The following is a 20,075-nucleotide window of genomic DNA, read 5'->3' as shown; positions in this document are numbered from 1 at the left end:
AAGTAGAGCTACGTGAGATAGTCCCAGCATAACTGTAACTTTATGGATATTAATGTTGCTTAGGAAACCTTTTCGGTCCAAGGGACTTTAGCGCTTTAATGTTAAATAGTTTATTTTCGTACAAAACGATCGGCGCATGAGTTGAGTCCTTCGATTATGTTCGAGATTTCATACAAAAGTCGCGGTTTGTGATGCCAAAACCGGATTTCGTTTCATCATTGCATTTATTTTGTCGCAGGTCCGCGGCGACGTCCGTTGCAACGGGAACGGGGAGCGACTGCGCTGCGCAAAGCAAAACTACCGGTACACGAGATGGCACAAACAGGGGCTTGGCATTGGGAAGGCTTTTAGAAGAGTTAAAGGAGAGTATCATAGATGAAACTGTTCTGGGGAGACCTGCATAATCATTGCGGTATTACTTACGGATTCGGGGCGCTGGAAAACGCGTTGGAGGCGGCGAGAGGACAACTCGATTTTTGCGCGATTATCGGCCACGCGATGTGGCCGGATATACCGGAGCGGACCGAGGAGACGGCGTTCCTCGTCGATTTCCACAAGGAAGGGTTTGCGAAATTGCAGGCGGATTGGGAAGCCGTCCGTGCCAAAGTCCGGGAAGCGAATATTCCGCATGAATTCGTGACGTTTCAAGGGTACGAGATTCATTCCAGCGAATTCGGGGATCATCATATTGTATCGCCGAGCGACGAACTTCCGCTCGTCTACGCGGCTTCTCCGCAGGAGCTCGCCGAGAAGCTCGCGGCTTACGGGGCGATTGCCGTTCCGCATCATATCGGGTATACGCCCGGCTATCGCGGGACGAATTGGGACGCCTTCCGTTCCGATCTATCGCCAATCGTCGAGGTGTTCTCCAAGCATGGCTCCGGCATGTCGGACGGAAGCGCCTATCCTTACTATCATACGATGGGGCCGAGAGACTCGCGCAATACGGTGTTTGCGGGGTTGCGCCAAGGCAAGAAATTCAGTTTTGCCGGTTCGACCGACCATCATGCCGGCTATCCGGGATCGTACGGCGACGGGCGCGTAGCGGTATGGGCGGAGGAGAAAACGCGCGAATCGATCTGGGAAGCGATCAAGGCCGGCCGCACCTATGCGGTTACGGGGGACAAGATCGAATGCCGGTTTACGTTGAACGGGGCCTTCATGGGCAGCGAGGTCGAAGTCGCAGGCGTCAGGAAACTGGTATTGGATTCGGTATGTGCTGACTATATCGACAAAATTACGGTATTTAAAAACGCGAAGCCATGGCAAGTTGTCGCGGGGGACAACATCTCGTCAGCCTTGCGCGGCGTCGCCCGGAAATACAAGATCAGAGTGGAATTGGGGTGGGGCGAGTCGAAGCAAGGCTATCGCTGGAAGGCGGAAGCCGGGGTGAGAAACGGCAGGCTGCTCGGCGCGGACAGCTGCTTCCGCGGCCAAAGCGTGCTCGCGCCCGAGCCCGGCATGAGGCAGAATCCGGACATCAATAAGCTCGATAATCGGATCGTGGAGCGCACTGAGCATTCCCTCGCCTGGACCTGTACGACGTTCCAGAATCCGTCGACGCTCCATCCCGCTACGGCGGCGGTCGTGCTGGAGGTGGAGGGAGACGAGGCGACTACGCTTGTCGTGGAGGCGAACGGAATTCGCATGGAAACCAGTGTGGCCGAACTGCTGGAGGGGTCGCGTTCTACGCATGTGAAACCGTACAGTTCGGAGGCGATCCTGATTCACCGCGCCGTACCGGAAACGGCTTACCGCGTTCATCTGGAATGGAACGATACGGAGCGGGAACAGGATACGGATGCGTATCATGTGGAAATACGCCAAGCCAACCATCAGTTTGCTTGGATTTCGCCTATTTTTGTTAGGTCGTAGTACGCTGCGCAAGGACAAAGACAAGGATAAGGACATCCGTGGAGGGTGTCCTTGTTCCTTTCGTTCCTTTCGCTATCCCCCTCGTGTTTCGCCCATTGGAATCTATACAACGGAAATTCCTGTTAGATTGGCTCAAGGGGCTTTTCATTGGAATTTATCCAATGAAATCCTCCTAAATTCGGCCGAAAGGCGATAATTGGGGAGGTCCATTGGATGTTTTCCAATGGAGGTGTGCCTGAATTCCTAAAACTGTAAACTTCATTGGATGTTTTCCAACGGACAAGGAAAGACGTGAAAGGAAAACCGGATCTGCGCTCGCAGACACGCAAGTGAAATCCTTCCAAATGGCATAGGGTGGAACCACGAGCTGAACACACTCGTCCCTTGGCGCCCGATAAAGTGACGGAAGCGATACGCGAATTTTTTGCCAATTAACGGCGCCGTTATATCGGCATCGGTTCCGAATAAAACCGCATTCGCTTTCGGTTCGCAGGGCGATCTTCTTTCATAAGAAGGTCGCTCTTTTTCATATTTTATATTTTATTTAGAATTCATTTAGAGGTCATTTAGACTTGAAGTCTATGATGATAGATATCGAATAAAATAAGGGGTGAACCGTACGTGACATCGTATAAAAAATGGTGGTGGTTATTGGTCATCGTCTCTTTGGGCGTGACGATTCCTTTTGCCGCCCCCTATTTTACATTGAATCCGGCCTTAAGCCGCGTGCCCGTTGCGTCGACAGCCATACATTTTCCTTTATTGATCGCTCATATTATGTTTGCTTGCCTTGCCCTGGTATCGGGTTTCTTCCAATTTATCGATCGCATTCGCACGAAGTCGCCCAACGTTCATCGTTATCTCGGAAGGGTTTATGTCGGCAGCGTCTTTTTGAGCGGATTGTGCGCTTTGGCAATCGTCGTCTATATAGAAAACTTCACAAAAGCAATTTCTTTTCTCGCTTTATCGCTCGTATGGTTGTTTACTTGTTGGAAAGGATATCGCGCCGCCGTTCGGAAGTCATTCGACGAACATCGCAAATGGATGATCCGCAGTTTCGGCGTAACGCTGGCGGCCGTTAGCGGGCGCGTTGCGGTGCCCGTATTGCTGCTAATCTATTTTGCATTGCATGGATTAACCTTGCCTGAAGGAAGAGAAAAAATGATTGAAGAAGCATTGAATGTCAATATTTGGGCCGCTCTCTTGCTTAATTTCATGATCGTCGAATGGAAGCTGCTCGCATCCAAGCGTAAATGAAGCGCAAGAAGACAGGTCAGCCGGGAAGCGTCCGCCCGTGCCCGTGCTCCCCGGCGATACGGTCTTGCAAAGTTCCTATCGCTTTCTGGACATGCCGTATAATTCCGGATAGATAAGCTTAAAGCCATATTTTTGATAAAATGCAATTTGCGGCAAATCCGTTATTAGCGTCACATCGGCGTCTTTTGGGACATTTTTGTCCGCATATTCCAGCAACTCGCGCATGATAATGTCGCCGATCTCATGATCTTGGTGAGCGGGATTGACAATGACATCGACAATTTGAACGTAACAACCTCCATCGCCAATCATTCTTCCCATGCCGATAAGCTCCGAATTCTCATTCCTGACAGCCACCGATAAGATCGAGCGGCCCAAAGCCGTTTGTACCGCTGAGTCGTCTTTCGAACTTAGGCCTGCAGTTAACCGCAAAGCAATGTATTCCTGTGAGCTTGGAATTTCATGCAGCACATTCACTCGATTTTCCATGAGCATCCTCCTTTTATCGTCGCGGTCGCTCCCTTTTACCGGGAGAACCATTCTTCACCACCCATTGTACAACACTAATGCAAGTGAGAAAGTAGGATATCAGAAACCTTGAATAGACATGAATTCATTACGAAAAAGTTTATCTCAGCATGTTAACGTTTTACTATATTGTTTTCTAAGGATCAAATACATCTGTTGCGATCGAAAATACTTCTTTAATCCGGAGTTGCTCCATCCTTTACAATATAGGAAAGATCCGCCCGCGTATTTGAAAGCAAAGGGGAGAAGGCAATGCTTTTTTGGAAAAAAGCAGCAGGTTCGATCCGGGGAGCCTTTCGCTTCGCCGGCACGGGGCTTACTTTGCGGCGGAAATGGCGGCTGGCGCTGCCCGGGCCGATTCTGTCGGTCGGTGGCGTTCTCATCCGTAATGTGTTCATCAAATACTATACCGATCTGATCGGTCTCAGTCCGCAATATGTAGGCTGGGTGTACATCATCTAAGGTGGCAGGTTGAAGTCAGTAAGTCGTAAGTTGGTGGTCGTAAGCGGTAAGTGAGTAGAAGATAAGCGGAAAAAAAAGGAGCGTCCGCCCGTCGGATAGGCGCTGTTGCCGGCAGTTCGCATCCTGATCGTATAAGTTCGGGATGCGAAGGAGGCCGGTCTGAGTCGGTATGGTTTTCGCACCGCGCGCAGTTCCCGGCGCTCGGTGTTTCGCCCCATGTCGGCGTCGGTCGACTACATGGCATAGACCGAGAAGCTCCGGTTTCTATATGAACGGGAAAAACTGGCGCTAAATTGTTCGTTTTATGCCTTTCGGGGCGTTTAGCGGGATATTCCGGCGTTATTTTTCAGGATATCTTTTCTTGGTAGGCAACATACCGGATTAGCGCCGGAAATTGGCGGTAATTCGAGGGAAACGATAAAAGGGGGAAAAATAGCGGTAGGTTTTGGCGTTACTGATACAGACGGACATCGTTCAGTCTTTTGGATCAAGGTATAGTAGTCCGTAAATCTACCGTTTTCGTTAAACAGTAATCTATTCGCACGGCACACCTATCAAAAAAACAGGGTTGACGAGTGAGCGAAGCAAGAATAAAATGAAAATGCAAACGTTTCCACAACAAACGCTTTTCAAGTCAAGAGACTGACTCGGAAAATGACGAAAATTGCCGTGTTTACGGAATGTGCCGTTTGAATTGAAAAGAGTAAACTCATCGATTTTGTGCAAACGTTTGCACAGAAAAAACATGTATGAAGCATAAATTTTATTAAAGGAGGTTCCAATGAACATGAGGTGGATTGCAAGCTGTAAAAGGTTTTGGTCGCTCGTATCGATCGTCGCTCTCATTATTTCCCTTGTCGGCATTCCTCCCGCGGAAGCGAATGCGAATTCCGCCCAGGGCAAGGTTGTTCTTGCGGGCGATCTGCAAACGGAGCTTGGCGCCGCCGCCGACTGGGATCCGGGCGCTACCGCCACGGAAATGATCCCTCTGGGCGATGGCTATTATGAATTTACGGGAAGACTCCCGGCAGGAACGTATGAATACAAAGTTGCTATAGACGGCAAGTGGAATGAGAGTTACGGATATGGCAACTATTCCAATCCTGACGGAAAGGGTAAAGGCGACAACATTCAGATTACTTTGCCTTACGATTCCGATGTGACGTTCTATTATCATCATGGAACTCACCGGATTGCAGACTCCACATTTTATATCCCGATTGAACCGGACAAGCTTCCAAGAATCATCGGCAGCTTCCAGACCGGCATCGGCGAGCCGGCTGACTGGTCTCCCGCGAATTCGCGGATGGTTTTGACGGATGCCGATTATGACAACGTGTATACGGTAACCGTCAGCGTATACGCCGGAAATCACGAATTCCAGGTCATTTTGGGAACCGATGAGGCAAGCGACCCGGTTTATCCAGCGGGTAGAGAGGAGCTAGGGCTTCCCGAAGACTCGAATGTGACATTTACATACGATGCGACAACCAACGCTGTTGCCGCCGAGTATAGCGTGCCGACAGGCGACGCCGGTCAAGTTCAACCGAAGGAGGCCCCTCCGGTACCTGCCGATCATTTGCGGATTCATTACCAAAGGACGGACGGAAATTACGGCAATATGGGGCTGTGGATCTTCGACGATGTCGCGGCTCCTTCCGACAATTGGCCGTCGGGAGCCACTCCTTTTCCAACCGGACAAGTTGACGAATATGGCGCTTTTGTAGATATCAAACTGACCGATTCGCCTCAGAAGGTCGGCATCGTTGTCGTCAATCGCGTCAGCGGCGAGAAAGACGGCGGGGACAAAAAATTTGCCATCGTCTCCCCGGACATGAACGAAGTATGGCTGAAGCAAGGATCGGACACAGTATATCAATTCGAACCGGCCGATCTTCCGGACGACACGATCCGGGTTCATTACGCGCGAGAAGATGATAACCATAGCGACTACGCCCTGTGGTTGTGGGGAGATGTTGCCGAGCCGTCGACGGATTGGCCTGTAGGCGCAACGAAGTTTCCCGCCGGCCAAAAGGATCGGTATGGCGCTTATGTCGATATTAAAATGAAAGCGGATGCGCAAAAAATTAACTTCCTCGTTGTGGATCCGTCCAAAGGGGATTCCGGCAAGGACGGCGGCGATAAAAGCTTCGGTCTGCCGGACCGCTACCGCCATTTGTTCATCAAACAGGAAGACGACAATGTTTATATTTCTCCGTATAACGAACTGGCGATCGGTCTCGTCTCAGCCGAGATTTTATCACCCGGTAAACTTCGGCTTGGCTTTACGATGACGGCAGGGCTGGAAGCGGATTCGTTGCGTAACGAGCTGCAAATTAAAGATAAAAACGGGGATTCCGTGCCGATCGACAATGTTGAGATTACCGGGGCAACAATAGTAGAGGTGAAGGCCCAATTTGGGTTGGATTCTGCTCCGCTAAACGTAACGTATTCCGGGAAAACGGTCTCGGCTTCCACCGGTTGGAGAATGCTTGACGAGATGTATTACTATGGCGGGGACGATCTTGGAGCGACATACCGGGCGGGCGGTGCCACGTTGAAATTATGGGCTCCGCTGGCTGAGAAGGTAGCCGCAAACTTTTATGACAAAGACGATGCAACGAAGCAGATCGGAACATTGGAGTTGGCCAAAGGCGAGCAAGGCGTCTGGTCGATCGATGTAGAACCCGGCGATCTTGGCGTACAAGACTTTAGAGGGTATTACTATCAGTATGAGGTTACGAATCAAGGCGTAACAAAGAAAGTGCTGGATCCATATGCGAAGTCAATGGCGGAGTTCAGAGTCGATACGAAAGGCGAGGCAGTGGGGCCGGACGGCGATACGGTCGGCAAAGCGGCGATCGTGGATCTTAGCGGGACCGATCCCGCCGCAGACTACGGCTTTGCGAATATTCCGGGATACGAGAAACGGGAAGATGCGATTATATGGGAAATCCATGTGAGAGACTTTACTTCCGATCCGTCGATCCAGGACGACTTACACACTTCAACCTGGGGAACCTTCGACGCTTTCAAATCCAAGCTGGATTACATCAAATCTCTCGGTGTGACGCATGTTCAACTGTTGCCGGTCATGGCCTGGTATTATGGGGACGAAGCGGCGATGAAAGAGAGGGAACTGGAATATTCGGCCAAAGACAATGAATACAACTGGGGCTACGACCCGCACAATTATTTCTCGCCGGACGGCGCTTATTCCGAAAATCCTCGAGATCCGGAACTGAGAATTAGAGAATTGAAAGCGATGATTCATGCCATCCATGAGGCTGACATGGGAGTAATCCTTGACGTCGTGTATACGCATATGGCGAAAGCAGACTTCCTGAACGACATCGTGCCGAATTATTATGCGTTTCAGGATGCGAACGGGAACTTCATCGGAGGCTTCGGAAACAATCTGGCCACCAATCGTAAAATGGCCGAGAAATTGATGATAGATTCCGTTACCTATTGGTTCGACGAATACAAAATCGACGGCATGCGGTGGGATATGATGGGCGACGCCACCTACGAAGCCGTGCAGAACGCCTATAACGCCGCAGCCGCGATTCATCCTAACGCCTTGTTTATCGGCGAAGGCTGGAGAACGTTTGGCGGACATTTATCCGATCCTTCCCTGGAGGGACAAGGAGCGGATCAAGATTGGATGGACCAAACCGATGATGTCGGCGTTTTCTCCGACGAGTTCCGCAACGAATTGAAATCCGGCTTCGGCAGCGAAGGGGAGCCGAGATTTATAACGGGCGGCGCGCGCGATATCGGGGTTATTTTCAATAATATAAAAGCCCAACCGGGCAATACGCCGGCGGATAGTCCGGGCGATATGGTGCAGTACATTGAGGCTCATGACAATTTGACGTTGTACGACGTGATCGCGCAATCGATCAAGAAGGACCCGGCCGTTCCGGCAAACGATCTTGAAATTCACAAACGGATTCGGCTCGGCAACCTGCTGACGTTAACCTCCCAAGGAACCGCCTTTCTTCACGCCGGGCAAGAATACGGCAGGACAAAGCAGTGGAAGGGAGAAGGGGTGCCGGAGCAAAAATATCATAAGTTGATGGACGAGGCAGGCAAGCCGTTCGGCTATTTTATCCATGATTCCTATGATTCCTCCGATGCGGTCAACATGTTTGATTGGGAAAAGGCTGCCAATGAGGATCGATATCCGGTCAACGCTGCAACTAGAGAGTACACCGCCGGGTTAATCGAACTAAGAAAATCTACCGACGCATTCCGTTTGGGCGATCAAACGTTGGTGAACAGCAACGTGACGCTTATGCCGATTCCGGAGATCCAATCGCAGGATCTGGTCATCGCATACGAGAATAGAGCGACGGATGGAACCGGCATCTATTATGTATTCGTCAATGCCGATCATAGAGAAAGGACGCTGACTCTAGACCATGATCTGACGAAAGGCGCTGTATTGGTCGATAACGATGAAGCCGGTACAGCCGAGGTATCCGTTAAATCCGGGTTTGTTCTAACCCCCGGGTCGATCACGCTTGATCCTTTAACTGCGGTGGTCATTAAGCTGGATGCGCCTCCGTCTGTTTTGGAGTCTTTAACGGCCGACAAGGACAATTATTTGCTGCAAGTCGGCACAACGCATCAAACCGCGATCTATGCGAATTATGACGACGGAAGCATAAGAAACGTTACAAAACGAGCTGCGTATGCTTCGAGCAATCCGCACGTAGCTGCGGTTACGGCAACAGGCTTGGTGCAAGCGGTCGCGGAAGGGACGGCGGTCATACAGGTTTCTTATGGCGGCATTCGTACGGACATTTCCGTTACGGTTACTGCCGATCCTGTAGACGACAAACGGTATCTGCAATTCAACTATATTCGTCCGGATCGGGATTATACGGACTGGAATATATGGGTATGGAATACGGGGGTGAAGAACGACCAAATCGATTTCACCGGCTTTGAGAACGGCATTGCTACCGCTTTAATCGAAGTAGCGCCGGAAACGACAAGCGTCGGATTTGTTCTCCGCAAAGGGAAGGATTGGGCCACGGGCAAGCAGGACGTCCCGGATGATCGCATCATTCCGTTGACGCCGGGAGAGTCCTTTACGAAAGTAAACGTCACCAGTATGGTGCGAGAGTTGGATATTTTGCCAAGCATTCAAGGGCCTGAATTAGCGGACGGCAATATTACGTTCCTGTATAGGGACGATAAGCTGTTCCGAATCGGGAAGATGGATAGCATCACCAATGTACAAGTAAAAATTAACGGCAAACTGCATGCAATGAGCTACGATCCGGCGAAGGAATGGTTCGGCTATACGCTGCCCGATGTGCAAAGCGGAACATATGTATATACATTTATCGTAACCCGCAACGGGGAAACCGTCGAAATAACCGACCCTAAGAACACGGTGAACGGCGTTTCGCAGGTCGTATACCATAGGCCGACGGTTGATATCGAAGCGGCAGTGAATCCGGGCGCTATCGCGCACAATGAGAACGCGGTTGTTACGATTCGCGCTTCCTCGGCGGAGCCTGTCGCATTCAGGGAAGCTTATATAGATCTGACCGAACTGGGCGGACCGGCGAAGGTGAAGCTTGACAACGAATTAATGGAACAGTCCATTGCGGTAAAAGAACCTGTTGCTGCGGGAAGCAAGACGATTGCGATTACGCTGGTAGATCAGTACGGCAATCAGCATAAAGGCAGCGCTGCCGTAACCGTTAAAGCGAGAAACTACGGCGGCAAGCTTGATTTCGACTGGGACGAAGCGCGGATTTACTTCGTTCTTACCGATCGCTTCATGGACGGCGACGAATCCAACAACTTCAATGTGGACAAGAGCCATCCGGAAGCTTATCATGGCGGCGATTTCAGAGGCTTGATTGACAAACTGGACTACATTCAAGATTTGGGCGTCAATACGCTGTGGATTACGCCGATCGTCGACAATATCGACTTTAACAAAGGCGCCGACTTTAACGGCAAGCAGTACGGGTATCACGGCTATTGGGCGAAAGATTTTACGAAGATCGACGAGCATTTAGGGGATCTTGACACGTTCAAGGAACTTATCGACAAAGCCCATGACAGAGGCATCAAAATTATGGTTGACATTGTCTTGAACCATACGGGCTACGGCCTGAAACCTGGCGACAACCGGCCCGGCATTACACAGGAAGACAAGGACCGTTTCGCCGGCATGCTCCGTACCGACGAAATCTCGGCGGACGTAGATCCGATCAAAGGCGAATTGGCAGGACTCCCCGATTTTATAACCGAGAATCCGGACGTTCGCCGGCAAATTATCGATTGGCAAGCGGGCTGGTTGGAACGGGCAAGGACCAAGCGCGGGGATACGATCGATTACTTCCGGGTGGATACGGTGAAGCATGTGGAGGACACGACCTGGAAGGCGTTCAAAAATACGCTGACCCAAATCGATCCTAAATTCAAATTGATCGGCGAATATTTCGGCGCAACCGTCGATAGCGACGGTGGAACGCTGCAAAGCGGTCAAATGGACAGCTTGCTGGATTTCGGCTTCAAGGGCAGAGCCAGAGATTTTGTGAACGGGGATGTGGAATCGGTCGAAGCGTATTTGGCCGACCGCGAAGCGAAGCTGGACAATACCAGAATGATGGGCCAATTTCTGAGCAGTCATGACGAGGACGGTTTCCTCTCCCATTACGTCAATGGAGACAAGGCGAAGCTGATGGCGGCGGCCGCGCTGCAAATTACGTCCAAGGGGCAACCGGTCATTTATTATGGCGAGGAACTCGGGCGTTCCGGCAAGAATGCGGGCGACATGAGCAAAGGAGAATTCAGCGAAAACCGGGGAGACATGCCGTGGGATCGACTGGATGCCGAGCGGAAATTGCATAGCCACTATAAAAAATTGCTGAACATTCGAGCCCAATATTCCAAAGTGTTTTCCAAAGGAACGCGAACGACGATCGCCGCTTCGAATGACAAAGGATATTTGGCGTTCGGCAAGCGGTATGAAGGACAAAATGCCGTTACGGCGATCAATGTGAAAAACGCGGAACAAACCGTAACGATGACGGTTCCGTTTGCAGCCGGCAGCAAAGTGAAAGACGTGTATAGCGGCAAAGATTATCGCGTAGCGAGCGATCGAAACGTAACGATCGTCTTGCCGGCGATGGCGGACGGCGGAACCGCGGTTCTCGTCTCGGCCGAGTCCGAAGGAGGCGGCGGGGGAGACGGCTCCGGCTCTAGCGGACGTTCGGAAAACTCCGGAAAGAGCGGCATGAAGGACAAGGCGATTGAAGCGAATCCCGGCCAGAAATTCATTATTGAAGAGACGTTGAGAAGCGGAGAAGGAGAAAAAGTGTCCGTAGATCTTGAAGCCGACGTAAATGAGGTGCTGTTGCCGCTTCGAGCCGCGGAAATGCTCGGATCGAAGTTTCTTGAACTCAAGAAGGGCGGTCTCACGATCATGATTCCGTCGGCACTGCTTAAAGATTTGCAGCACTTGATTGGCGACGATCAAGCCTCCGGTACGCTCATTTCTTTCAAGGTGAATGAAGTGTCGTCGGCTTCCGCCTTATCGTTGTTGGCTAAAGCGAAAGCGGTTGAGAAGGCGAGGCTGAACTTGGCAGGCAAGATGTTCGATATCGACTTATCGGCAATTGCAAAGGATGGCAAGGAATATCGGCTCGACCGCTTTGCCGCGCCGATGACGCTGAGGTTTGATTTAGAAGCTGGAATGAATGCCAAGTGGACGAGCGTTTACTTTGTCGCCGATAGCGGCAAACTGGAATACGCCGGCGGCAAGCGGGCAAACGGCAAGCTGATAGCGGAAGTGTTCCATCTCGGCAAGTATGCTGCGCTGGAATACGACAAAACGTTCGCCGATATGGAAGGGCACTGGGCAGAGTCTGCCGTGAAGGAGCTTGCCGCCATGCAAGTAGTGAACGGTACGGGCGATGGCAAGTTTAGTCCCGGACAACGCTTGACTCGCGCGGAGTTTGCTGCGATGCTCGTACGGGCGATGGCGTTGAACTTGAGCGATGAAGAAAGCGCGGAGTTTGCGGACGTTGATAGCGACGCTTGGTATGCGTCTTACGTTGCGGCGGCTTACCGTCACGGTCTGGTTCATGGCAAGGGCGGAAACCTCTTTGCTCCGCACGCAACCATTACCCGCGAGGAAATGGCAGTTATGCTCGTGCGGGCCTGCCGGATCATAGGCGAGGTGGAACTAGCGGGTGGCGAAGCTGCGTCCATCGCGGATGTGGAACAAATCGCATCCTGGGCTGCACAAGACGTTCATGAAGCTGTGTCCAACGGCTTGATGAGAGGCCGGGGCCAAGGCCAATTCGCGCCAAAAGCCGCCACAACCCGCGCCGAAAGCGCGCAAGCGGTATTGAATTTGCTGCATAAACTTCAATAAAAGGGCTTTCGCTCGAACAAGGGCGTTGTTGGCTATCTCGGGGCTGTCCGCAAGGTCTGAAATGGACCTTGGGCGGCCCTTTTTTATTAGGCGGGCTCTAGAAACTGTTGGGGCAATGCGCACTTGTTGGCTATGGTTGGCTATGTTTTTGGACTGTATGCCTGGCGGACCCTGATTCCGTTACATTGGCCAAATGTGCGAATTTTGAGCGATTGATGGACAGACGTTCCGCTATTTGCCCAGAAATGGGCTCAAATTAGGCGATTTGTCACAGATAGCGCACTAGTGTTGCATCGAGAAGTTGATAGCTTCGAAAACCCGCAATTGGAGTCTGCTTCACATTCGCCACCGTTGATGGTACTGGCTTTATTGCGCATATAGAAGGGGATACCTCTTTGCATTTCGAGTGCGATCGCGCGGACCTACGCTCCTTGTTTGGCGCTAACGAAACTGGTAATTCTTATTAGGCTCAAAATGAAGGAGTTCCCATTTTTAACGAAAGAACGTATCGTTATTCATTGGAAATAGACCGTTTTACCGCCTTTTTTCTCTCATTAGCGTGTTGTAGTTTCGTTACACCGGCAACAAGGTCATTTACAGGCGATTAGCGTGTATCAGTTTCGTTAGCCCGCTCGGGCGGATCGTCAGCCGCCAGCGATATGATGAAGTGGACTCTGATCGCAGGCTTTACGCTTGCCAGCACGCTGTGCAGCTTCCATAACCTCTGCGGCAAATGATCGTTCAGGACTGCATGCAGCAATCCAATCCCGCTCCGTATGTAATAAACCCTGGCTTTCTAGCATCTGAACGAGGGGGATTTACACAGAGGGTCGACAAAACGCTTCCTCGGGCTTGAAGAGCAGCAATACGCTCGATGCAACGCTAATGCAGATAGCGTATTCTCTGTCCGCTGACATGTAACAAAGAGTACTGTCGAACAAAGTCTCTATCCGCAAAATGTTAAAAGGGGGATATTCTCTGTGCGCGTTGCGAATTCAAGCGATGGTACGGCCCGCAAATGGAGAAACGACGATCATACGGTCGACGAGACAACAAGCCGGGATGCATAAGGCCGCGATCGGATTAGCGTTTTGCCCGCTTAAACGGGACTAGCGCGGACTTCTTTGGTACAATGGTAGGGATCATGTAAATATGGGAGGTAGAAAATGAAACGGTTGCCAAGTTATATTCATAGTTCACAGGGTAAACTGTGGCTGACCGAGGACGAAAGAGATAATCTGAAAATCAGTTATCGTATCAAAGATGTTTTGTTTGAAGAAACAAGTCCTTTTCAGCATGTCATGGTTTTGGATTCGTACGATTTTGGTCCGATGCTTGTATTGGACGGGGTTGTGCAAACGACCTCCATGGACGGGTATATCTATAATGAGATGATTGCCCATGTCCCGATGTCTATCCATCCGCATCCGCGCAACGTGTTAATTATCGGTGGCGGAGATTGCGGAGCTGCGAAAGAAGTTGCGAAATACGACTGCGTCGAGCTCATCGATCTGGTGGAAATCGACGAGGCGGTCGTCCGGGCGAGCAAGCGTTATATGCCGGAAGTGTCCGGCAATTTGTCCGATCCCCGGGTTCAATATCATTATGAGGACGGCGTGAAATTCGCGAAACAAGCCCGGAATCGATACGATGTCATCATCGTCGATTCGTCCGACCCGGTCGGACCGGCGCAGCAGTTGTTCGAGATTGATTTTTACAGGGATTTGCATAGCGCCTTGAAGGAAGACGGCATGATGGTCTGCCAAAGCCAGTCGCCGATTTTTCATCAAGCGGTGATGCTGCAAACCTATGAGCATATCGGAGAATTATTCACCGATCGCAAGTTGTTCACGGCCGTCATTCCGACCTATCCGGGAGGATTGTGGAGCTTCACGATCGGCTCGAAGCGCGCCCTGCCCGAACCGAACCGCATTCGCTTCGACAAGCAGGCAAGCTATGCCAATGAAGAAGCGCTGCGAAGTTGCTTCTCCTTGCCCACATTCGTGCAGGAGTTGCTGAAGCGGAAAGAAACCGCGCCATCCGCGCGTTAAACGATAAGAAACCCGGCCCTCTTACGGCCGGGTTTTCCTAATGCTTGCTGCGTTGGCAGCCTTCAAAGATGCGAAATCGCGCAGCGCAACCTCATGTCCGAGCATACCCGATCCATCTGCCGATCGTAACGAGAGCGAAGAAGGCGATAGTGACCAAAAATGCGGGGAGAATGTAATGACCGGGCAACAACCCCAACAGGACAAATACGATCCCCATGACGACCATAAGGCGGCCTTGGAAGCGGAATGCTCTGAGCCGTATTCCTTCGGGAAGTTTCGGCCATTGCATCGTTCCTTGCGGCAAGCGGGGGATGATGTTCCCCACAATCAGGAAAAGGATTCCGACGATCACCGTGGCAAAGGTTGCCGCACTTAATTCGTATCCGAGATTGTAGGCGAGAATAAACCCGTGAACCGCGAAAAGAGCGGCGGCAATTGTGGCGACCATCGAACCGAGGCTCGCTTCCACACGGCGGCGTTTATTTTCATCCTTTTCGAACTTCGCGACGGTAATCACGAACCAGGAAGCAATAAGAATGAGGACGGGCAAGGAAAATGCGCCAAACGGCTTGCTTAGCCAGTTATCGGGCTGTTCGGCAGAACCGAAGTGGATCACCATCGTCTCGGGCAATTTGGCGTAGAAGACGAAACTGATGATGGCCGCGGCGATGGCAAACGTAGCGGGAACGATCCATTTTTTCATAGCAAATCATCCTTTCGATTGTTGTAAGTCAATCATCCATTTCATAATGTCTTGAAATACCGAAGTGTTGAGCGAATAGACGATATTTTGCCCTCTCCGCTCAACCCATACGAGTCCGGCTTGCTTTAAAAGATTGAGGTGGTTGGAAATGCTCGGCTTGGTCATATCGAAATTATCGGCGATTTCGCCGGCTGTGAGATCGCCGTTCTTCAACAAATCGAGTATTTTGCGCCGAGTCGGGTCGGACAACGCTTTAAATGCGTCATTGACAGACATGGGATCGGGATCTCCTTTCATCGAAATTTAATATTTAGAAAATTATCTAAATATATAATAATCGCATGCTTCAAGTTTTGTCAAGGGATATGCAGACAAAAAAACAGGCTGTCTCAGTTCACCTAAAGACAGCCTGTTCTGTAGCGGCAACCGCGTTCCGGTTATAAGCAATCGATGATGTCCCCGGCGATGAGCGAGCCGGGGAAGGGGCGGCTTGCGGCGGCCCGGTCGCCAGCCAGGCCGTGGAGATAGACGCCGAGGGCCGCGGCCAGGCCCGCGGCGCAGCCTTGCGCGAGCAGGCCCGCGGCGCAGCCTTGCGCGAGCAGGCCGGCGATGACGCCCGCGAGCGCGTCGCCCGCCCCGCCCGTCGCCATCCCCGGGTTGCCCGACGTGTTGACGAACACGTCGCCTTCCGAGGTGGCGGTCACGGTGCGGGCGCCCTTCAGCACGAGCGTCACGCCGTGCTGCGCGGCATAGCGGCGCGCCAGGCCGATGCGGTCGCGCTGCACCTCGCTCGCGGCCAGGCCCGCAAGGCGCGCCATCTCGCCCGGATGCGGCGTGAGGATCGCGGGATGCGTGCGCTTCGGCCATGCGCCGAAGTCGCCCGCGTCCGCGATCATGTTGAGCGCATCCGCATCGACGACGAGCGGGCATGCCGCGCCCGACCAGATGGCGCGCAGCCATGCGCCGTCGCCCGCAAAGCGGCCCATGCCCGGCCCGATCGCGAGCGCGCTCTTGCCTGCGGCCAGCCGCAGCACCTCGCCGGCCGGCACGGCCGCCCAATCGCCGCGCCCGTCGTCGGGCACGCCGTGCAGCATCGCTTCCGGCGCCCGGCCGATCATCGGCGCGAGCAGCCGTTCCGGCAGCGCCCAGCTGACGAGCCCGGCTCCCGCGCGCAGCGCCGCTCTGGCGGCCAGCAGCCCGGCGCCGCTGTACGGCAGCGTCCCGGCCGCAATGAGCGCATGCCCGTAGGTGCCTTTATGGGCATCCGCTTGGCGCGCCGGCGGAAGCTTCACGCCGAAGCGGCGCTGGAACAGGGCTTCATCCGCCCAATAGGTCCGTATGCCATGCCGTTCCGCCAACCCCTCGGGGATACCGATCGGCTTCACCGCAACCCGGCCGGCCCGTTCCGCGCCAGGGTATTGCGTCAATCCCCGTTTGAGAAATGCCAGCGCCACGGTCACATCCGCGCGAATGCAGGGATCATGGACTTCCCCGGTATCCGCGTTCAATCCGCTGGGAATATCGATCGCCACCGTCGGCAGGCCGCTGCCGTTCGCTTCCCGGATGAGCGAGGCGTACGGCTCCCGCGGAGCGCCGGCCGTTCCGGTACCGAGCAGCGCGTCCGCAATCCCGGCATACCGATCCCATTGCACATTCCCCGGGGCATACACGGAGGCGGGAATGCCCAGGTTCGCGGCGATATCCCGTTGGATCGCGGCGTCTTGCGTCAATTGCTGCGGTTCCATCGCATACAGCAGCTCCGCCTCGACGCCCAATTCCCGCAAATGCCTTGCCGCGGCGATGCCGTCGCCGCCGTTATTTCCTTTGCCGACCAACATAAGCCACGGCTTGCCCGCCCCAACGGTTCCCCCAGCATGCGCCAATGCGGCAATTTCCTCCGCCACGGCCCGGCTTGCGTTTTCCATGAGAACGAGCGCGGGTATCCCGATCTTCTCGATTGTATATTGATCCAGCAATCGCATTTCATGCGCGGTTACAATATGCATCATCCGTCCGCCTTTCCCACTTATTTGCTCAATTATATCACGCTCGCGCCTCGTTTTTCCCATCCCATGACCCTTATGTGATCGACCGTCCCCCGTCACGCAGCGGAACACCGCGCGCCGGGAGCCGCTTGCGGCACGAAAGGCGGGTTGAGCGGCCATTGTCCGCCGACGCAATGGCGTTGCATTGAGGAATTGCTATCCGGACCGTACGGCCGTTATTTTGCGTCAAACTTGCTTTTTCGCTGTTTAGGCGGACAGTGGTTCCGTTATCTGTTCGTCGGAGGGCTTATTTCTACGCAAGGCGATTGCAGCGGTTCACCCTGCGCCATGGACGCCGATCCTGTCGGCCGTTATTGCCGTCAATTTTCGCAACGCTTCTTTCCAGTCCGGTTCAACCGCCACATACTGCATGCCGATCACTCTTGCCAACGTTTCCTTCCCGTTTGGCAGTGTCGAAATTTCGTCAAATAGTGTAGAATGATGTCGAAAGGTTGAAAGGGCATTCAATCAAAACTCAGAACCGGGTGGGGAGCGATATATGACGAAATCTTGGCTATCTCGGACGCTATTGTCGTATATTCCGTTATTTTTCTTCGTCACGTCTTTTTTATTTTTTATTTTCATCTTTACATTGAACGAGCAAAATCAAAAGGAAACGGCAAGGGCCAATCATTTCCTGGCCGAGCAGGCCGTACGGATGGTCGATCACTCGCTCAAGTCCATCGATCAGAAAGTGACCGTCGAAATGCTGAGAAACGACAACGTTTTGCAATATTACGAGTTTGGGCAGGAGAACAATCTATATACGGATGTCAAAGTGCTTCGCATCTTGCAAGACTGGATGATCGCCAATCCGTTGATCGATTCCATCTATTTGGTTCGTTACAGCGACGAGACGGTGCTTACCGGGAGCACGACCTATCCCTTGCAAACGTTTGCGGACAAAGAATATGTGGGGAGCATGAAGGATACGCCGAACAGCCGATGGTCGAACGTCAGGTTGTATCGGGAGTCGGGGTGGGAGAAACCGAAATCGGTCGTCACGCTGTCCAGAGCGGTCTCGATCTTCTCGAAGGATAAAGGAATGCTGGTGCTTAACGTTCGCACCGACTCGCTAAGAACGTATCTTAGCGAGATGTACAATCCGCAAGTCAGTTATCTGGATTTCTTCGACGGGGCCGGACAAAACGTCTTGTTCCCGGAAGAAGAACAGGCCGGAACGAACGAACGGATGCGGCAGCTGTCGCAGATTCATTCGGATTACACGGGGTGGGAAGCGAAAAGCGGCATGATTCAGACCGGCTTTGTGAGCTTCATTCTAAGCGTTTACAACGTTTGGTTTACGGTTGGCATCATCGTCATGATCGGTGCGGTCGGGTGGATGATTTATGTAACGAGGAAAAATTACCAGCCGATCAAATCGATTGTAGAGCAGATTCAGCAGCGCGCCTCCGGTCAAGCCGCGGACTCTAAAAACGGGACAAGGCCAAACAACGAATTTAAGCTGATCGAATCGACGATCAATACTATGTTTCATCAATTTAATCAATACGAGCTGCAGTTTGAGCAAGATTTGCACATTAAGCGCAATTTCTTCATGTTCGAACTGTTGGAAGGGACCCGTTACATCGGAATGGAGCAATGGAAAGAGGAAGCGGCCAAATATAATTTGCCGGAGCATTTCGGGAACCAGTTGGTGCTCATGATCGAAATCGATAACTACGATAAATTCAGCAAGGATTACAACCAACGGGACCAAGGGCTGCTCAAGCTTGCGCTCGACATGGCGCTCAAGGAAAATTTCGAAATGGGGGGCTTCCGGGTCGTTACGCTTTGGAACGCCTCCAATCAATTGACGGTGATGTTGGGCGACGATTTTGAAATAAGCGATTCCTGCGGCAATCTGGATTCGGCGCTGCACAAGATTCGGGATTGGATCGGCGAATACTTGAAATTTACCGTTACGTTCGGCATCGGCGAATGGGTCGCGGAGCCTTCGGCGCTGCGCGATTCCTACAGGAAGGCGGGCGACGCGCTGCAATTCAAGTCGATTTATGGAGAAAACAGCTTTATTAAATACGATAAAAGCTTGCAATTGCAAGGCAACGTATACGAGTATTTGCATACGCTCAAATCGATTGCCGACGCTCTCGCCTCGTCCAAGGAACAATGGAAGGAAGAGCTTGCGGCATTATTCGAACGAATTCGCACGGAGAAAATGTCCAAGAGCGATATTATCCGATTAATCAGCCAATTGACGCTGCAATTGGATCGAAGCTTGTCCGGCCTCAGTGCGGATATCCAAAAAATTTGGAAGACCGACACGGTCCGATCGTTGCACGCTGCGGTGCAATCTTTCGAGAGCCTGGCCGAACTGGAGGATATTTATATAAAAAGTTTGGCAGAGTTCGATCGGCAAGCGGAAGCGCTGCGCGAGTCGAGAAATCATCATATGCTGATGAATGAAGTGAAGCTGTTTATCGATAAAAATTTCATGGATGCGAACCTTTCCTTGGAAACGCTGAGCGACCGGTTCGGGCTAAACGGCAAATACGTTTCGAAGTTGTTTAAAGAGCAATTCGGCATGAAATTCGTCGATTACTTGATTCATTTGCGCATTGAACAAGCGAAGCGGATGCTGACCGAGACCGACGAGCCGATCCAGACGATTGCGCTGCAATTGGGATATTCGAGCCCGATCTCGTTTTCGCGCACGTTTAAGAAGTCTTCCGGGCTGTCCCCGGGCGATTACCGCAAGGAAACAAGATAAAAGTTTGGTT

The 20,075-nt window shown here is 52.2% G+C and carries 11 protein-coding genes; 6 read left to right on the top strand and 5 right to left on the bottom strand.

Annotated features, from left to right (window positions below):
• The first annotated feature begins 375 nt into the window (after window positions 1-375).
• Together LQ229_RS19025 and LQ229_RS19020 are read left to right on the top strand one after the other, a co-directional pair.
• Window positions 376-1,875 carry a DUF3604 domain-containing protein gene (locus LQ229_RS19025; protein WP_230192578.1) on the top strand — a complete coding sequence of 500 codons (1,500 nt, stop codon included), beginning with the start codon at window positions 376-378 and terminating at the stop codon, window positions 1,873-1,875.
• Between the two features lie 621 nt (window positions 1,876-2,496).
• Entirely contained in the window at window positions 2,497-3,132 is a 636-nt protein-coding gene (locus LQ229_RS19020) for a DUF2306 domain-containing protein (RefSeq protein WP_230192577.1), read from the top strand.
• Window positions 3,133-3,207: 75 nt separating this feature from the next.
• Here the strand turns inward: LQ229_RS19020 and LQ229_RS19015 are convergent, their stop codons facing one another.
• A complete protein-coding gene (locus tag LQ229_RS19015; RefSeq protein ID WP_230192576.1) occupies window positions 3,208-3,621 on the bottom strand; it encodes a GNAT family N-acetyltransferase in 414 nt (137 codons plus the stop codon).
• Between the two features lie 291 nt (window positions 3,622-3,912).
• Here LQ229_RS19015 and LQ229_RS19010 point away from each other — a divergent pair, with 291 nt between their 5' ends.
• Window positions 3,913-4,122, top strand: a complete 210-nt coding sequence (locus LQ229_RS19010; protein ID WP_216540198.1) for a hypothetical protein — start codon at window positions 3,913-3,915, stop codon at window positions 4,120-4,122.
• A gap of 787 nt (window positions 4,123-4,909) precedes the next feature.
• Window positions 4,910-12,535: a pullulanase gene (locus tag LQ229_RS19005; protein WP_230192580.1), complete on the top strand. Its 7,626-nt coding sequence runs from the start codon at window positions 4,910-4,912 to the stop codon at window positions 12,533-12,535.
• A 604-nt stretch (window positions 12,536-13,139) separates the two neighbouring features.
• Here LQ229_RS19005 and LQ229_RS19000 read toward each other — a convergent pair.
• Window positions 13,140-13,295 (bottom strand): hypothetical protein, encoded by a 156-nt coding sequence (locus LQ229_RS19000; RefSeq protein WP_216540197.1) that lies wholly within the window; start codon window positions 13,293-13,295, stop codon window positions 13,140-13,142.
• 406 nt (window positions 13,296-13,701) lie between these two features.
• Here LQ229_RS19000 and speE point away from each other — a divergent pair, with 406 nt between their 5' ends.
• Window positions 13,702-14,586: a polyamine aminopropyltransferase gene (gene speE, locus LQ229_RS18995; RefSeq protein ID WP_230192575.1), complete on the top strand. Its 885-nt coding sequence runs from the start codon at window positions 13,702-13,704 to the stop codon at window positions 14,584-14,586.
• Window positions 14,587-14,677: 91 nt separating this feature from the next.
• On the opposite strand, the gene LQ229_RS18990 is transcribed toward speE, so the two are convergent.
• The 3 genes from LQ229_RS18990 to LQ229_RS18980 form a co-directional block, all read right to left on the bottom strand.
• A complete protein-coding gene (locus LQ229_RS18990) occupies window positions 14,678-15,289 on the bottom strand; it encodes a DUF1648 domain-containing protein (RefSeq protein WP_216540195.1) in 612 nt (203 codons plus the stop codon).
• Window positions 15,290-15,295: 6 nt separating this feature from the next.
• Window positions 15,296-15,565 carry an autorepressor SdpR family transcription factor gene (locus LQ229_RS18985; RefSeq protein WP_230192574.1) on the bottom strand — a complete coding sequence of 90 codons (270 nt, stop codon included), beginning with the start codon at window positions 15,563-15,565 and terminating at the stop codon, window positions 15,296-15,298.
• A gap of 161 nt (window positions 15,566-15,726) precedes the next feature.
• Window positions 15,727-17,295 carry an NAD(P)H-hydrate dehydratase gene (locus tag LQ229_RS18980; protein WP_230192579.1) on the bottom strand — a complete coding sequence of 523 codons (1,569 nt, stop codon included), beginning with the start codon at window positions 17,293-17,295 and terminating at the stop codon, window positions 15,727-15,729.
• A 538-nt stretch (window positions 17,296-17,833) separates the two neighbouring features.
• Here LQ229_RS18980 and LQ229_RS18975 point away from each other — a divergent pair.
• On the top strand, window positions 17,834-20,065 hold the full coding sequence (locus LQ229_RS18975; RefSeq protein ID WP_230192573.1) for an AraC family transcriptional regulator: 2,232 nt from the start codon (window positions 17,834-17,836) through the stop codon (window positions 20,063-20,065).
• Window positions 20,066-20,075: the final 10 nt, after the last annotated feature.

The sequence above is a fragment of the Paenibacillus sp. CECT 9249 genome (assembly GCF_918697855.1).
Classification (GTDB): Bacteria; Bacillota; Bacilli; order Paenibacillales; family Paenibacillaceae; genus MSJ-34.
The sequence above is the reverse complement of the archived record's forward strand: the minus strand, read 5'-3'. Positions and strand labels throughout refer to the sequence as shown.

Bases quoted from the DNA above. Each gene is read 5' to 3' on its own strand.
- LQ229_RS19005 (WP_230192580.1), top strand. From the start codon at position 4,910: ATGAGGTGGATTGCAAGCTGTAAAAGGTTTTGGTCGCTCGTATCGATC.
- LQ229_RS19025 (WP_230192578.1), top strand. From the start codon at position 376: ATGAAACTGTTCTGGGGAGACCTGCATAATCATTGCGGTATTACTTAC.
- LQ229_RS18980 (WP_230192579.1), bottom strand. From the start codon at position 17,295: ATGCATATTGTAACCGCGCATGAAATGCGATTGCTGGATCAATATACA.
- LQ229_RS18985 (WP_230192574.1), bottom strand. From the start codon at position 15,565: ATGTCTGTCAATGACGCATTTAAAGCGTTGTCCGACCCGACTCGGCGC.
- LQ229_RS18975 (WP_230192573.1), top strand. From the start codon at position 17,834: ATGACGAAATCTTGGCTATCTCGGACGCTATTGTCGTATATTCCGTTA.
- LQ229_RS19010 (WP_216540198.1), top strand. From the start codon at position 3,913: ATGCTTTTTTGGAAAAAAGCAGCAGGTTCGATCCGGGGAGCCTTTCGC.
- LQ229_RS18990 (WP_216540195.1), bottom strand. From the start codon at position 15,289: ATGAAAAAATGGATCGTTCCCGCTACGTTTGCCATCGCCGCGGCCATC.
- speE (WP_230192575.1), top strand. From the start codon at position 13,702: ATGAAACGGTTGCCAAGTTATATTCATAGTTCACAGGGTAAACTGTGG.
- LQ229_RS19015 (WP_230192576.1), bottom strand. From the start codon at position 3,621: ATGGAAAATCGAGTGAATGTGCTGCATGAAATTCCAAGCTCACAGGAA.